Consider the following 13,838-nt stretch of genomic DNA (forward strand, 5'->3'; position numbering starts at 1 on the left):
TTCCCCTCGTGTTGCCTTTGGCGTCTGAATGAAAAATCAGGCTTTTAAACGGCTTTTTTCAGCCGATCGATTATTCCGCCGCTTCGCGGTGAACCTCGATCCCCGCCAGATATTTCTCCGCCTCGAGCGCGGCCATGCAACCGAGCCCGGCAGCTGTAACCGCTTGCCGGTAGACATCGTCGGTGACGTCGCCGGCGGCGAAAACGCCGGGAACGTCGGTACGGGTCGAATCGGGCGCCGTCCACAGATAGCCGTTCGGCTTCTGCTTCAGCTTGCCGATGAAAAGCTCGACCGCCGGCGCATGGCCGATCGCGACAAAGACGCCATCGACCTGCAGCCGCGACACTTCGCCCGTCACCACATTGCGCAGCTTCAAGCCGTCGACCGAAGGCGGCAGCGGTGCCTTGCCCGGCTGCCCGGTGATCTCGTCGACGACGGTATCCCAGATGATGCGGACATTGTCCTTCTTGAACAGCCGCTCGCGCAGGATACGCTCGGCGCGGAAATCGTTGCGGCGGTGAATGACGGTGACGCTCCTGGCGAGGTTGGCGAGGTAGAGCGCCTCCTCCACCGCCGAATTGCCGCCGCCGACCACGGCGACATCCTTGCCGCGATAGAAGAAGCCGTCGCAGGTGGCGCAGGCCGAGACGCCGAAGCCCATGAACGTCTGCTCGGACGGGATACCCAGCCACTTGGCTTGCGCGCCGGTGGCGATGATCAAAGCGTCGGCGGTGTAGACGGTGCCGGAATCGCCGGTGGCGCGAAACGGCCGCACATTGAGATCGACCTCGGTGATGATGTCGTTGACGATCTCGGTGCCGACATGCTCGGCCTGCTTGAGCATCTGCTCCATCAGCCAGGGGCCCTGGATCGGATCGGCGAAGCCCGGATAGTTTTCGACGTCGGTGGTGATCATCAACTGACCGCCCTGCTGCAGGCCGGCGACAAGCATCGGCTTCAGCATGGCGCGGGCGGCATAGATCGCCGCGGTGTAGCCGGCCGGCCCGGAGCCGATGATGAGAACGGGCGCGTGTTTGGTGTTCATGAAAAAGTCCCCTGCGGCGCGAGGGCCGTGGTTTTGTTGCCGGTAATGTAAGTGCTGCCCGCCAAGCCAGCAAGGCAGCTTGGCCTTCGTCCCCGGAAAGCTTCATAGCGGTATACAGGGCCATATCGCAGCCAGTTGCAGAAAAATCATCGCAAAGGGATGGCCTCGCGCGCGAAACCAAATTACAAAATCGCGAAAGATTCTTGCGCGAAAGCCGATCATGCCGCTCAAAGCCGATCTCGACGCCATCGACTGGAAGATCCTGCGAGAGCTGCAGAGTGACGGTCGTATGACCAATGTCGAGTTGTCCGGCCGCGTCGGCATCTCGGCGCCGCCTTGCCTGCGCCGCGTCAGGCGACTGGAAGAGGCCGGCATCATCCGCGGTTACCGTGCGCTCCTCAATGCGCCGGCGCTCGGCATGGATGTCGTCGCCTTCTGCCTGATCGGCCTGCACCATCAGGCCGACGCCGAGCTCAAGGCTTTTGCCGAGCGGACGAGGGGCTGGCCGATCGTTCGCGATGCCTGGATGGTGTCGGGCGAGTCCGATTTCCTGCTGCATTGCGTGGCAAGCGACCTTGGCACCTTCCAGACCTTCGTCATCGAGGAGCTCGCCTCGGCGCCCAATGTCGACACGGTGCGCACCGCGCTGACCATCCGCCGGGTCAAGGATGAGGGGCTGGTCGCCTTTCCGGCTTAATGCGCCGGCTTCCGATGAAGCCGCTGGAAAAACAGCGGTTTGGCGCTCAATTTTGAATCAATCCGCGATCATTGCGATCGTATCGCGGTGAGCAGACCTTCCAGGTCTCGCACATCGAGCAGCGGCAAAACGGAAAAGCCGCCCATCGGTGTGGCTTCGCCATCGACAAGCCAGCCGCGCTCGAGGCCGGCGCGCTGGCCTGCTTCCATGTCGGCCGGCTTGTCGCCGACGATCAGCGATCGCTTGAGATCGAGGCCGAGGCGGCGCCCTGCCTCGAGCAGCATGCCCGGATTGGGCTTGCGCATCGGATGATCGGCGATCGCCAGCGGGCCCGAACCGGCCTCGTGGTAGGCGCAGGCCAGCACCATGTCGACGGCTGCGTTCTTCTCGGCAAGCAGTTCGAGCACCCGCTGATTGACCCGGGCGAAGGCATCCCAGCCAAAATAGCCGCGCGCGATACCGGACTGATTAGTGATGAGGATGACCGGAATGCCGCGCCGATTCGCGGCTTCTATGGCAGGCGCGATACCGTCGCGCAGCACCATGGCGTCCGGATCGTCAGGATAGCCGGTATCGATATTGATGGTGCCGTCACGGTCTAGAAACAGTGCCGGCAGGCCAGTCGGAAACGCCTTGGCGCCAATCCGCTCGATCCACAGGCCGGGCTCGACGAGCGGAAAATCCCCTTCGCGGTCAGCCATTGCTGAGACGCGCTTCGACCGCCTCGCACAGGTGGTGATAGAGGCAGAGATGCCCCTGCTGGATGATCGGCGTCGAGGTCGACGGCACATTGAGCAAGATGTCCGTGAGCGGCTTGAGCTTGCCGCCGGTGTCGCCGGTGAGGCTGATCACCGTCATGCCCATGGCCCGCGCCTGCTCGGCGGCGGCAAGGATGCTCGGCGAATTGCCGCTGGTGGAGATGGCGAGCAATACCGCGCCTTCCGACCCATGCGCCTCGACCTGGCGTGAGAAGACGGTGTCGAAGCCGTAGTCGTTGCCCCAGGCGGTCAGCACCGCCGCATTGGCCGGCAGCGCGATGACATTGTAGGCCTTGCGCTCTTTAAGGAACCGGCCGACCAGTTCGCCGGCGATGTGGATGGCGTCGCTCGCCGAGCCGCCATTGCCGCAGATCAGCAGCGCCTTGCCGTGTGACAGCGCCTTCACGACCGCGCTCACCGCGCGCTCCATCTCGCCGGTGAGATCGCGCTCGACCATTGCCGAGATCGCCGCCGCGGAGCGGACCAGATAGTCGTTCAGCTCGGACATGAAACCCTCAATTCGCGCCGCCGGCGCGCAGCTTGCCGATGGTTTTGGTGGTGCTCTTGCCGGCGACGAGGTCGACCAGCACCACACGCCCGCCCGCGTTCTGCACCACGTCGGCGCCGACCACGGTCTCGATCGTGTAATCCGCGCCCTTGACCAGGATGTCGGGCAGAAGCGCCTCGATCAGCTTGAGCGGCGTGTCTTCCTCGAAGACGACAACGGCATCGACCGAGGCGAGCGCCGCGAGCACGCAGGCGCGGTCGTGCTGGTCGTTGACCGGACGTCCGGGCCCTTTCAGCCGGCGCACCGAGGCGTCGCTGTTCAAGCCGAGCACCAGCCGGTCGCATCGGCTGCGCGCGGCGTGCAGCAGGCTGACATGGCCGGCATGCAGAATGTCGAAGCAGCCATTGGTGAAGCCAACCGACAGCCCCTCCTCTTTCCAGGCCGCCACCATCCTGGCCGCCGCATTGGCGTCGAGAATGGCGTCCTTGTGGGCGACCGGTCCATGCGAGCGGAACAGCGCGCCGGAAAGCTCCTCCACTGTCAGCCGCGCCGTGCCGCGCTTGCCAACGACCACGCCGCCGGCGGCATTGGCGATTGTAGCAGCCTGCACCCGGTCGGCGCCCGCGGCGAGCGACAGCGCGAAGGTGGCGATGACCGTGTCGCCGGCGCCGGAGACGTCGAACACTTCGCGCGCCTGCGTGGAGATATGGCGGGCATCCTCCGCGGTGACCACGCTCATGCCCTTTTCGCTGCGCGTCGCGACGATGAACTCGAAGTCATGCGCGGCAATCAGGTCGCGTGCCGCAGCGACGATCTCGTCATCGCCGAAGACCGGGCGTCCGACCGCCTCGCCGAGTTCCTTGCGGTTGGGCGTGACCGCCGTCGCCCCGGCATAGCGCGCATAGTCGCGGCCCTTCGGGTCGATCAGCACCGGTTTTCCGGCATCGCGGCAGATCGCGATCAGTTCGGCCGCCACGCCGTCGAGCAGGATGCCCTTGCCGTAGTCGGACAGGATGACGATATCGGCGCGCGCAAGGGCAGCCTGGAAATGCTCGACAAGCGTCGCCCGCTCGCCACTGGACAACGGTTTGATTTCCTCCTCGTCGAAACGCAGCACCTGCTGGTTAAGCGCGCTGAAGCGGCTCTTCGACGAGGTCATGCGGTCCTGCCGCTGTGCAAGGCCGTCCGTATCGGCGCCAAGATCGCCGAGCATGCGCATGAGATTGTCGCCGGCCTGGTCGGCGCCGATGACGGACACCGGGATCGCGGCGCCGCCCAGTGAAACGATGTTGGAAACGACATTGCCGGCGCCGCCCAGGGCCACCACCTCGCCCCGCCCATGCAGCACCGGGATCGGCGCTTCAGGCGAGATCCGCTCGATGACGCCGTTGACGAAACGATCGAGGATGAAATCGCCGACCACCAGCACCGTGACCTCGCCGAAGTGGGCGATGGTGCGATGCAAGGGCTCCGGGGAAGGCAGATGGTGCTTGATCATCTCACTGGCACGCGCCGAAAACGACGGTTCTTGATCGGGGTTGCAGCGCCGGAAAACCGGCGCTCTTCATTCTTCGCGATGCCGATATACCGCAATCGGGGCCAGCGCAACGGCGGCCGTATGCGCACGGCCAAGGCGCCGGACGGATCAGCTCTTCTGCAAGGCGACATGGACGCCGAGACCGACAAGCACGGCGCCACCTGCGCGCTGCATAAGGCGCTGCGCGCGACCGGAGCGCCGCAGGCGCGCAATCATCGCGCCGGCGAGAAAGACGCAAACGATGTCGGCCGACGAGAACATCAGGTTGACGACGGTTCCCAGCACCACGAACTGCAGCCAAACCGGCAAGGTCGCCGAGGCATCGATGAACTGCGGCAGGAAAGCCATGAAGAAGATTGCTGTCTTGGGATTGAGCACCTCGACCGTGATGCTTTCGAAAAAGGCGCGACGCGCCGATTTTCGCTCGATGGCAGGAAGCGTTCCGTTTCCCTGGATCTTGGCGCGGAACAGCGAAACACCGAGCCAGATCAGGTACAGCGCGCCGACAAGTTTGACCGCCATGTAAAGCGGCGGCACGGCGTGGAACAACACCGACAGTCCGGTTGCGGCGGCAAGGACATGGACATAGCCGCCGAGATGGATGCCGAGCGCCGCCGTCAGCCCCGACCAACGCCCGCGCGCCATGGTCTGCGCGGCGGCATAGAGCATGGCCGGTCCGGGAATGTAGGCGAAGATAGCCGTGGTGACGAAAAAGGCGATAAGCAGTTCGGTCGACGGCATCTTGATCCCTCACGATAGGAGCCGACTGAAGCGGGAGCTTTGCGGCCTCACTGTGGCGACGAACCGGTCTGCCCTGATTTGGCAAGAACACGCGCCATGAACTTGTCATGGTCGACGACCGCGCGCTCGTGGAAACCTTCGCCGATCAATCCATTCTCGTCGCTGCACGATACCTTGAAGCGCAGCTTTCGCCCCTGCACCGCGACAAGCTCGACATCGGCGGTGACGGTCATGCCGACGGGCGTCGCGGCGACATGGCTGACGTCGACATGGGTGCCGACGGTTCTCTCATGGCTGCTCAGGAACGGACGCAATGCCTCGACGCACGCCCATTCGATGAAGCCCACCATGAAGGCGGTGGCGAAAACCGGCGGCATGTCGGCGAAACTCGCAAAGGCCGTTGTCATGGCCGGAACCGTCAGGGAGTCCTCGACCCGCAGGGTTTGAACGTGGTGAAGGCCTGGCTTTAAATCGGATGTCATGGCTGATACCAACGGCAAGAACGCACACCGACGGCTCATGCCACAGCCCTCAATGGCACCATAGCTTGCTTCGATCGAAGACGTACCGTTCGGCGCGCCAGAGCTTATCTCGCGAGCCGTTCTGCCGATCCATCCCTACATTCGTCGTAGCCGATGCTCCACAGCCGGGGACCTTTTATCGACACCTGCTCGCGCCTCCCCTATAAGGGCCGGAATCGGCAACGAAACAAGGCTCACAAGGATGATCATCGTCACGGGCGGCGCCGGCATGATCGGCTCCAACATCGTCGCCGCGCTGAATGCCGAAGGCCATGACGATATCTTGGTCGTCGACGATCTGACCGACGGCCACAAGATCGCCAATCTGGCCGATCTCCGCATTGCTGACTATCTCGACAAGGACGAGCTTCCGGCCCGGCTCGAGGATGGCGGGCTGGGCCGCATCGACGCCGTCTTCCATCAGGGCGCCTGCTCGACCACCACCGAATGGAACGGCAAGTTCATGATGGACGTGAACTACGCTTATTCGAAGCGCCTGCTGCACGCCTGCCTGGCGCTGCGGGTGCCCTTCCTCTATGCCTCCTCGGCTTCGGTCTATGGCGGCGGCAGCGAGTTTCGCGAAGAGCCCGAATTCGAACGGCCACTCAACGTCTACGCCTATTCGAAGAAGCTGTTCGACGACTATGTCCGCCGCAATGTCTTCGACACCGATCACTCGCAGGTGGCCGGCCTGCGCTATTTCAACGTCTACGGGCCGCGCGAGGCGCATAAGGGCGCCATGGCCTCGGTCGCCTTCCATTTGTTCAACCAGGTCGAGCAGGGCCAGAACCCGAAGCTGTTCGGCGCCTATGGCGGGTTCGGCCCCGGCGAGCAGAGCCGCGACTTCATCCATGTCGGCGACGTCGCCGACGTCAATCTGTGGCTATGGAAGCGGGGCTCAAGCGGCATCTTCAACTGCGGCACCGGCCGCGCCCAGCCGTTCCGCGCCATCGCCGAGACGGTAATCGACACGCTCGGCAAGGGTGAGATCGAGTTCATTCCCTTCCCCGAACACCTGAAGGGCAGCTACCAGAGTTTTACCGAGGCGGATATGTCCCGCTTACGCACGGCCGGCTACAATGGCCAATTCCGCACCGTCGAAACCGGCGTCAGAGACTATGTCCAATGGCTGAAAGCCCAACGATCCTCGTGATCGGCCCACGCTGGGTGGGTGACATGGTCATGGCCCAGTGCCTGTTCGCGGCGCTGAAGGAAAAGCATCCGAATGCCGCGATCGACGTGCTCGCGCCGGCTTGGGCAGCGCCCCTGGTCAAGCGCATGCCCGAAATACGCTCCCAGATCGACTTTCCACTGATGCCCGGCACGCTCGAATTCCGCAGCCGCAGGCGCTTCGGCCGCCTGCTGCGCGGCCGCTACGACATGGCCTATGTGCTGCCGGGGAGCTGGAAATCGGCGCTGATCCCGTTCTTCGCCCGAATTCCGCGCCGCGTCGGCCATCTGAGGGAAATGCGCTACGGCCTGCTGACCGACATCGTCCCGCTGCCCGATGCGGTGAAGCGGCGCACGGCACGGGCCTATTTCGGCCTGGCGCGCGGCGGCACTTTTCGCCCGCCGAAGCTCACCGTCGATCTCACCAATCAGGCCGATCTGCTGGCGCGGTTCGGGCTCAGCGCAAAAGAATTCGTCACCCTGTTGCCGGGCGCCGAGTTCGGCCCGGCAAAGCGCTGGCCGAGCGAATACTATGCCGAGCTAGCCCGCGGGATGATGGCAAAAGGCCTGGGCGTCGCCTTGCTCGGCTCGAAGAACGACGCTGAGGTTACCGGCGAGATCGCGAGGCTTGCGCCGGGCGCCGTCGACCTTGCCGGCAGGACGAAGCTGGAGGATGCCATCGACCTGATCGCCGCGGCGAAGCTAGCCGTCTCGAACGACAGCGGGCTTATGCATGTGGCCGCCGCCGTCGACACGCCAATCGTCGCCGTCTATGGCTCGACCTCGCCCGAAAACACGCCGCCGCTGACCGATCGTTCGGAACTGATCTGGCTGCACCTCTCCTGCTCGCCCTGCCACAGGAAGGTCTGCCCGCTCGGCCATCTCAACTGCCTTAAGACGCTCGATGTCGCGCGGGTCGCCGCCGCCGCCGACCGGTTGCTTGAAATTCCTGCGACCGCATGAGGGTTCTGATCGTCAAGACATCATCGATGGGCGATGTCATCCACACCCTCCCGGCCGTCGAGGACGCGCTCCGCAATCGCCCGGACATAAGCTGCGACTGGTGCGTGGAAGAGGCCTTTGCCGCCGTCGTCGCCTTGCATCCGGCGATCGGAACCATCCACAAGGTGGCGATCCGGCGCTGGCGCAAGAAGCCGTTCGACCGCGGCACATGGCGCGAGGTGGCGGGCCTGCGACGTGCGCTTCGCTCGGGTCGCTATGACCTGGTCATCGATGCACAGGGGCTGGTGAAATCGGCCGTGGTCGCCAGGCAATCCGGCGCGCCGATCGCCGGCTTCGACCGCTCCAGCGCCCGCGAGCCCTCGGCGACGCTGCTCTACGAGCGCAAATACGCCGTGCGGCGCGAGTTGCACGCCATCGAGCGCACCAGACGCCTGTTCGGCCTGGCGCTGGGGTATCAGGCGGACCTCTCGACGCTCAACTCCGGCATAGTGCCGCCGGCAGGCGGACTTTCCGGCGTCGAAGGCAAAACGGCTTTCCTGCTGCACGGCACCAGCCGCGAAGACAAGAAATGGCCGGTCGAAGACTGGGTCGAGACTGCGCGCCGACTGATGTCGCAGCAATTTACACCGATCGTCACCTGGTCGAACGAAGCGGAGAAGCGTGTTGCCGAGGCGATCGCCGGCGCCTTGCCGGAAACGGTGCTGGTTCCGAAATCGCCGCTAGCGGATGTCGCTGCGATCCTCGGCCGGTCGACGCTCGTCATCGGCGCCGACACCGGCCTCACCCATCTCGCCAGCGCTTTCGGCCTGCCGACCGTCGCCATATTCCTGGCGACGGAGCCCGGCCTGACCGGCCCGCGCGGGCCGTTTTCATCGACACTGCTGGCGCCCGCCGGCGGCAAAGTCACGCCGGCCGAAGTTATGGCTGAAGCAGAGCGGCTGCTGGTGCTTAGATCGGAAACGCCAGTCTAGCCCTCAAATAAATTGCACCTGGACGATCTCGTAACCCCGTGCGCCGCCCGGGGCGTTGACCTCGATGGCATCGCCGACTTCTTTGCCGATCAACGCGCGCGCGATCGGCGAGGAGATCGAGATACGGCCGGACTTCACGTCCGCTTCCTGGTCGCCGACGATTTGATAGGTCTTCTTTTCCTCGGTGTCCTCGTCGACCAGCACGACCGTGGCGCCGAACTTCACCTTGTCGCCGCTGAGCTTCGAGACATCGATCACCTCGGCGCGCGCGATCAGGTCCTCGAGCTCGTTGATACGGCCCTCATTGTGGCTCTGCGACTCTTTAGCCGCGTGGTACTCGGCATTTTCGGACAGGTCGCCATGCGAGCGCGCTTCGGAGATCGCCTCGATGATGCGTGGACGCTCTTCCTGCTGGCGCCAGCGCAGTTCTTCCTTCAATGACGCGAACCCCTCGCCTGTCATCGGGACCTTGATCATGATGCCTGACCTTTCCTGCCACTACCCCCGCTTTTCGGGAATAGCCTTGTCGTTGGGTACAAAAAGAAAACGGTCCGGCAGCCTCGGGCTAACGGAACCGTTTCACCACAATTTCCCTGAATATAGCGATCTCCGCGCGATTTTCACGCTCAAAAATGAAGTTCAGTAAAATCACCACCGCTTTCGCAAGGCCATCCGGCGCTAAATCCGCAATGCCGGCAGCAAAAAACCGGCTGCGATTGCTCGCAGCCGGCCTCGAAAGGCATCTGAGAAGAATCAGCTCCTCAGGAAACGCTCGATCTGCTCTGACAACATGCCGTATTCGCGCGAGCCTTTGCCGGTCCGCTTCTCGATTTCCTTGAGCTGCTCCTGCGCGCCGGCAAGATCGCCGATTTGCAGATGGGCCTCGCCGAGATATTCGCGCACCAGCGTGTAGTCGGGGTCGATGCGCAGCGCTTCCTCGTAATAGCCGAGGCCGACCGTGACACGGCCGGAATGGCGATGCGAATAGCCGAGATAGTTGAGAATGCGCGGATCCTGCTTGTTGGCGGCGAGCGTCAGCACCGAGATCGCCTCGTCGTAGCGCCCGGCCATTGCCAGATCGTGGCCTGCCTCGTAGATGCTGTCGTCATCCAGCATGCCGTACTGCGGCACGACGCATTTCTTCTTCTTCTTGTCCCAGACCTGACCCTTCTTGCATTGGGTGGTGGTCTGGCCGCCGCTGCCACCGCCACCGCCACCGCCGCCCTCGCCGGCGGTGAATGCAGGCGCCGCGAACAGCGGCAGGCTAACGGCAGCAGCCAAGACCTGAACAAGCAAACGTCTGCGCATCGGAGCCTCCTTGAGCGTGACAACGGCAGATTAACGCCGCTTCGATGCGGTTTCATCCCGAAAACCTGTCAAAAGCCAAACTATTTGGAGGTCGGGGAGCGCATCGCCTCTGCGAACGGATGTGACGCGGGCCGCAAATCCGCTATCATCAGTCCAGCGCACGACGAGGAGAAAGGCCAGTGCAGCAGCGCCTCGAGAAGGAATGGGAGCTTTCCATCGACCCGGATACCGTGCGCCTGTTCATCCTGAAGGCCAAGGCGCTGAGCGCAGCCGTCAACGAGGACTACGACGACGGCGCCGAGCACGAGGTCGAGTTCGATGGCGACAGGCACGACAATCATCATCACGACGGCCTTGTCGAGGAGGCATCGGAAGACCTCACCGAGGAGGAATTCCGCGAGCTTATCAACGACCTCAATGTCGATGAAGCGGCCGAGCTCGTAGCGTTGGCCTGGGTGGGCCGCGGCGACTACGAAGCTTCCGAATGGGTCGACGCGGTGGCGGCCGCGCGCGAGCGCGCCAACAAGCGCACCGCAAAGTACCTGCTGGGACTGCCGCAGCTCGCCGATTGGCTGGAGGAAGGCCTGGAGGCGATCGGCGCGTAACGAACCGGTAACCGATTTTGATCGCAGCGCCGCAGCGTCCAAGGCAACCTTGCGATGCCGGGCCCGTTTCCGGCCGATGGCGAGGCTGAGCTTTTACGGATTTTGCAGACTGGCGCTGCCTTTGGCGGCGGGGATTTTGCTGGTCACGCCGGCCGATGCCAAGCATCGTCACAGGCAGCCGCTGACACCGCGCATGGAGCAGCCGTTGACGCAGCGGGCGGATCAACGACTGCGGCCGAGGAGCAAGCACCGCGTGAGACCGCGCGGCAAGCAGCAAGTCGCGCCAAAGCTGACGCAACAGCAAACGCAGGACCAGCCGATCTTGCCCGCCGATGCTCCGGTGCCAGAACCACGGCCCGCGGAAGCGCAAAAGGCCGGCACCGCAACGCTGGAAGAGCAGAAGGCTGCCGGTCCAAAGGACGCTGACGCATCCGACCCGATCAATCAGGAAAAGTCTCGTGAGGGAAAGCGGCAGCATCCCGAGCCTTCGGCCACCGAGCCGTCAACCGACACGGAAGGCGAACCTGAGGCGCCGTCTGCGGTGCCGATTCCGACGCAACGACCCGACATCGCGGAACCGAAGCCGCCCGCTGCCGCACCGAAGCCACCTGAAAAGCCGGCTGATACCCACGACAACAAAATACTGCCCGATCCGCGCTCCGCTGAGCTGCCAGCCGACAAGATGCCGGCGGAGGAGGTTGCCTGCCGTGAGCGCCTCAAGACGCTCGGCGTCGAATTCGAGGAGCACAAGGCCGAGCACGACGCCGAGATCGGCTGCTCCATTCCCTATCCCATCGTCATGAAAACATTAGGAAAATCGATCAGTATAGGCGCCGGAGCCGAACTCAACTGCCAAATGGCGGAGGCTGCGGCACGATTTGCCGTCGAAGTCATCCAACCCGCCGCGAAGGCCGAATTTGGCGCCGATCTCAAATCGATCGGCCAGGCCTCCGCCTTTGTTTGCCGCCCGCGCAACGGTGGTGGAAAGCTTTCGGAGCACGCCTTCGGCAATGCGCTGGACATTGCGTCCTTCACACTCTCCGACGGCAGGACGATCGAGGTCGGCCCGGTGCCGCCCGAAAAAGATGCAAACTTCCTGAACACGATCCGCAAGGCCGCCTGCGGGCCGTTCAAGACGGTGCTCGGCCCAGGCAGCGATCCGGACCATGCGCTGCACTTCCACTTCGACCTCGAACCGAGACGGAATGGCGGAACGTTCTGCCAATGAGTGGGTGCGAAGAACAGATGCCGCAATTCGGCCCCAGGCGTGAATGCCGGCGCTGATCTTTCCTTTACTCTTGCCGACTAGACTTGTGCCATCCGGGGACAGGATGCCTTTCGATGGCCGCAATATTTGGCGCCAGCCTCGCCTTGGCGCGACTAAGCACTCGTGCGCGCTCCGTTGCCGTCAGAATGACAACGGGGCTCGCAATCACAGCGGTCTCGGCCTGCACCACCGGCGATGTCTTTTCGCTGCAGCCGGCCGTCGACGTCGGCAGCCAGACCTCCGCCATGCCCGAGGCTCCGCAATATTCCGGCATGCAGAGGCTTGTTCCGTCCGATCCCTACCTGACCCAGGCAGCCTATCCGCGCATGGATGAGCCCTTGTCTTCGCCCGAGCAGATGCCGGCCGGCGAGATCGACTGCCGCAATGAATTGAAACGGCTTGGCGTCGTTTACCAGGACATCCAGCCTATCCACGAAGGCCAGTGCGGCATCGACTTCCCGGTGAAAGTTTCAGCCATCGGCAGCGTCGAGATGAAACCGGCAGCGACACTGACCTGCAACATGGCCGCGACCTTCGCCGCCTGGACCAGGAACGAGCTCGTGCCGGCAGCCCGCTGGCGCTATTTCTCCGGCGTCAGGGCGATCCACCAGGGCTCGAGCTATTCCTGCCGCAAGATCGCCGGCGAGGGCGTCTTGTCGGAGCACGGCAAGGGCAATGCGCTCGACGTCATGAGCATCGAGCTCAACAATGGCAACGACATCGACGTTCGCAAGCCTGGCCTGTTTGCGTTCCGCACCCGCGGCTTCCTCAACAATGTTCGCGCCGACGGCTGCCAATATTTCAACACGGTCCTCGGCCCGGGCTACAATTACGACCACCGCAACCACTTTCACTTCGACGTCAAGAATCGCAGGAACGGCTACCGCGCCTGCCGCTGACCTTCGGCCTACTGCCCAACCGGCCCAACACCGCATAGAGTGGGCCGGGCACAGGCTTGGGAGTGGTCTCTCGTGGGTGAGCGAAGCCTTTGGCGACGCGCGGCGATCTGGCTGGTGGCTTTCTGTGCTTTCTATCTTGGCTTTGCCTACCTTGCTGCGCCGGAATTCTGGACGTGGCGGGAGCGCGGCTTCCGCACGCAGCGCTTCGAGATGGTGACGCATACGCCGCAGGGCATTCCCGGCGACCCGATCAATGCCGGACTTATCGGCACCGAGAAGGAGGTGGTCCACGCCTTTGCCGTGGCCGGCTGGGACACGGCCGACGCCGTCACGCTCAGGACAGCGGTCGACATCGGCGAGAGCGTCTTATTCTCCCGACCCTATCCCGATGCGCCGATCAGCCGCCTGCTGTTTGAAGGCCGCGCCCAGGACCTCGCTTTCGAAAAGCCCGTCGGCGACAGCGCCGACCGGCGCCACCACGTCCGCTTCTGGCAGACAAATACCGTCGGCGATGACGGCCGCCCGCTCTGGCTGGGTGCCGCCAGCTTCGACCGCGGCGTCGGCTTGAGCCACGACACCGGTGCCATCACTCACCATATCGGCGCGGACATCGATGCCGAGCGCAACTTGCTGATCGGCGACCTCAGCACCGCAGGCATGCTGACATCGACCAGCGAGATCCCGGGGATCGGCGCGACGAAAAACGGCAGGAACGGCGGCGGCGATCCCTATTTCACCGACGGTATGGCGGTGGTTGGCGTGTTGAAGCAATTGCCCTAGCGCATCCGGCATTCTCGAAGCGGCAAACGGCGCAATTCGAAAAACGCCCAACCCGCTATTTTCGAATG

General features: G+C 63.7%; 16 protein-coding genes. 8 read left to right on the plus strand and 8 right to left on the minus strand.

Annotation, left to right across the window (positions count from 1 at the left end; translation table 11 throughout):
- Positions 1–70: 70 nt before the first annotated feature.
- A complete protein-coding gene (trxB, locus tag P9254_RS06640) occupies positions 71–1,045 on the minus strand; it encodes a thioredoxin-disulfide reductase (protein ID WP_067326669.1) in 975 nt (324 codons plus the stop codon).
- Positions 1,046–1,265: 220 nt separating this feature from the next.
- On the opposite strand from trxB, the gene P9254_RS06645 reads away from it, so the two are divergent.
- Positions 1,266–1,742 carry an Lrp/AsnC family transcriptional regulator gene (locus P9254_RS06645; protein ID WP_066994506.1) on the plus strand — a complete coding sequence of 159 codons (477 nt, stop codon included), beginning with the start codon at positions 1,266–1,268 and terminating at the stop codon, positions 1,740–1,742.
- 68 nt (positions 1,743–1,810) lie between these two features.
- Here the strand turns inward: P9254_RS06645 and P9254_RS06650 are convergent, their stop codons facing one another.
- The 5 genes from P9254_RS06650 to P9254_RS06670 all read right to left on the minus strand — a co-directional run bounded on the left by P9254_RS06650 (position 1,811) and on the right by P9254_RS06670 (position 5,693).
- Entirely contained in the window at positions 1,811–2,443 is a 633-nt protein-coding gene (locus tag P9254_RS06650) for a D-glycero-alpha-D-manno-heptose-1,7-bisphosphate 7-phosphatase (RefSeq protein WP_278054495.1), read from the minus strand.
- Positions 2,436–3,008 carry a D-sedoheptulose-7-phosphate isomerase gene (locus P9254_RS06655; RefSeq protein WP_066994501.1) on the minus strand — a complete coding sequence of 191 codons (573 nt, stop codon included), beginning with the start codon at positions 3,006–3,008 and terminating at the stop codon, positions 2,436–2,438. The genes P9254_RS06650 and P9254_RS06655 overlap by 8 nt, the downstream gene beginning before the upstream one ends.
- Before the next feature lie 7 nt (positions 3,009–3,015).
- Complete coding sequence (gene rfaE1 / locus P9254_RS06660; protein ID WP_082980447.1) at positions 3,016–4,506, minus strand: D-glycero-beta-D-manno-heptose-7-phosphate kinase; 1,491 nt, start codon at positions 4,504–4,506, stop codon at positions 3,016–3,018.
- 147 nt (positions 4,507–4,653) lie between these two features.
- Complete coding sequence (locus tag P9254_RS06665; RefSeq protein WP_095823238.1) at positions 4,654–5,286, minus strand: LysE family translocator; 633 nt, start codon at positions 5,284–5,286, stop codon at positions 4,654–4,656.
- A gap of 47 nt (positions 5,287–5,333) precedes the next feature.
- Positions 5,334–5,693, minus strand: a complete 360-nt coding sequence (locus P9254_RS06670; protein WP_206518456.1) for a thioesterase family protein — start codon at positions 5,691–5,693, stop codon at positions 5,334–5,336.
- A 316-nt stretch (positions 5,694–6,009) separates the two neighbouring features.
- Here P9254_RS06670 and rfaD point away from each other — a divergent pair, with 316 nt between their 5' ends.
- Genes rfaD through waaC form a run of 3 tightly spaced genes read left to right on the plus strand, consistent with a single transcriptional unit; the run spans position 6,010 to position 8,911 of the window.
- Positions 6,010–6,960 carry an ADP-glyceromanno-heptose 6-epimerase gene (gene rfaD, locus P9254_RS06675; protein WP_095801637.1) on the plus strand — a complete coding sequence of 317 codons (951 nt, stop codon included), beginning with the start codon at positions 6,010–6,012 and terminating at the stop codon, positions 6,958–6,960.
- Positions 6,933–7,940: a lipopolysaccharide heptosyltransferase II gene (waaF, locus tag P9254_RS06680; protein WP_278054498.1), complete on the plus strand. Its 1,008-nt coding sequence runs from the start codon at positions 6,933–6,935 to the stop codon at positions 7,938–7,940. The genes rfaD and waaF overlap by 28 nt, the downstream gene beginning before the upstream one ends.
- On the plus strand, positions 7,937–8,911 hold the full coding sequence (waaC, locus tag P9254_RS06685) for a lipopolysaccharide heptosyltransferase I (RefSeq protein ID WP_278054500.1): 975 nt from the start codon (positions 7,937–7,939) through the stop codon (positions 8,909–8,911). The genes waaF and waaC overlap by 4 nt, the downstream gene beginning before the upstream one ends.
- Before the next feature lie 3 nt (positions 8,912–8,914).
- On the opposite strand, the gene greA is transcribed toward waaC, so the two are convergent.
- Both greA and P9254_RS06695 read right to left on the minus strand, forming a co-directional pair.
- Positions 8,915–9,388: a transcription elongation factor GreA gene (greA, locus tag P9254_RS06690; RefSeq protein WP_027168132.1), complete on the minus strand. Its 474-nt coding sequence runs from the start codon at positions 9,386–9,388 to the stop codon at positions 8,915–8,917.
- A gap of 276 nt (positions 9,389–9,664) precedes the next feature.
- Positions 9,665–10,219 carry a tetratricopeptide repeat protein gene (locus P9254_RS06695; protein ID WP_278054502.1) on the minus strand — a complete coding sequence of 185 codons (555 nt, stop codon included), beginning with the start codon at positions 10,217–10,219 and terminating at the stop codon, positions 9,665–9,667.
- Between the two features lie 179 nt (positions 10,220–10,398).
- Between P9254_RS06695 and P9254_RS06700 the strand changes: the two genes are divergently transcribed.
- From P9254_RS06700 to P9254_RS06715, 4 genes are all read left to right on the plus strand, one after another.
- Positions 10,399–10,824: a DUF3775 domain-containing protein gene (locus P9254_RS06700; protein WP_067326696.1), complete on the plus strand. Its 426-nt coding sequence runs from the start codon at positions 10,399–10,401 to the stop codon at positions 10,822–10,824.
- 193 nt (positions 10,825–11,017) lie between these two features.
- Complete coding sequence (locus P9254_RS06705; protein WP_278054719.1) at positions 11,018–12,052, plus strand: extensin-like domain-containing protein; 1,035 nt, start codon at positions 11,018–11,020, stop codon at positions 12,050–12,052.
- Positions 12,053–12,237: 185 nt separating this feature from the next.
- Positions 12,238–12,990, plus strand: coding sequence for an extensin-like domain-containing protein (locus tag P9254_RS06710; RefSeq protein ID WP_245299594.1), 753 nt, complete (start codon positions 12,238–12,240; stop codon positions 12,988–12,990).
- 72 nt (positions 12,991–13,062) lie between these two features.
- A complete protein-coding gene (locus tag P9254_RS06715) occupies positions 13,063–13,770 on the plus strand; it encodes an LssY C-terminal domain-containing protein (RefSeq protein ID WP_127403975.1) in 708 nt (235 codons plus the stop codon).
- Positions 13,771–13,838 lie beyond the last annotated feature (68 nt).

The sequence above is a fragment of the Mesorhizobium sp. WSM4983 genome (genome assembly GCF_029625765.1).
Lineage (GTDB): Bacteria > Pseudomonadota > Alphaproteobacteria > Rhizobiales > Rhizobiaceae > Mesorhizobium.

Bases quoted from the DNA above. Each gene is read 5' to 3' on its own strand.
- trxB (WP_067326669.1), bottom strand. From the start codon at position 1,045: ATGAACACCAAACACGCGCCCGTTCTCATCATCGGCTCCGGGCCGGCC.
- P9254_RS06645 (WP_066994506.1), top strand. From the start codon at position 1,266: ATGCCGCTCAAAGCCGATCTCGACGCCATCGACTGGAAGATCCTGCGA.
- P9254_RS06650 (WP_278054495.1), bottom strand. From the start codon at position 2,443: ATGGCTGACCGCGAAGGGGATTTTCCGCTCGTCGAGCCCGGCCTGTGG.
- P9254_RS06655 (WP_066994501.1), bottom strand. From the start codon at position 3,008: ATGTCCGAGCTGAACGACTATCTGGTCCGCTCCGCGGCGGCGATCTCG.
- rfaE1 (WP_082980447.1), bottom strand. From the start codon at position 4,506: ATGATCAAGCACCATCTGCCTTCCCCGGAGCCCTTGCATCGCACCATC.
- P9254_RS06665 (WP_095823238.1), bottom strand. From the start codon at position 5,286: ATGCCGTCGACCGAACTGCTTATCGCCTTTTTCGTCACCACGGCTATC.
- P9254_RS06670 (WP_206518456.1), bottom strand. From the start codon at position 5,693: ATGACAACGGCCTTTGCGAGTTTCGCCGACATGCCGCCGGTTTTCGCC.
- rfaD (WP_095801637.1), top strand. From the start codon at position 6,010: ATGATCATCGTCACGGGCGGCGCCGGCATGATCGGCTCCAACATCGTC.
- waaF (WP_278054498.1), top strand. From the start codon at position 6,933: ATGGCTGAAAGCCCAACGATCCTCGTGATCGGCCCACGCTGGGTGGGT.
- waaC (WP_278054500.1), top strand. From the start codon at position 7,937: ATGAGGGTTCTGATCGTCAAGACATCATCGATGGGCGATGTCATCCAC.
- greA (WP_027168132.1), bottom strand. From the start codon at position 9,388: ATGATCAAGGTCCCGATGACAGGCGAGGGGTTCGCGTCATTGAAGGAA.
- P9254_RS06695 (WP_278054502.1), bottom strand. From the start codon at position 10,219: ATGCGCAGACGTTTGCTTGTTCAGGTCTTGGCTGCTGCCGTTAGCCTG.
- P9254_RS06705 (WP_278054719.1), top strand. From the start codon at position 11,018: ATGGAGCAGCCGTTGACGCAGCGGGCGGATCAACGACTGCGGCCGAGG.
- P9254_RS06710 (WP_245299594.1), top strand. From the start codon at position 12,238: ATGACAACGGGGCTCGCAATCACAGCGGTCTCGGCCTGCACCACCGGC.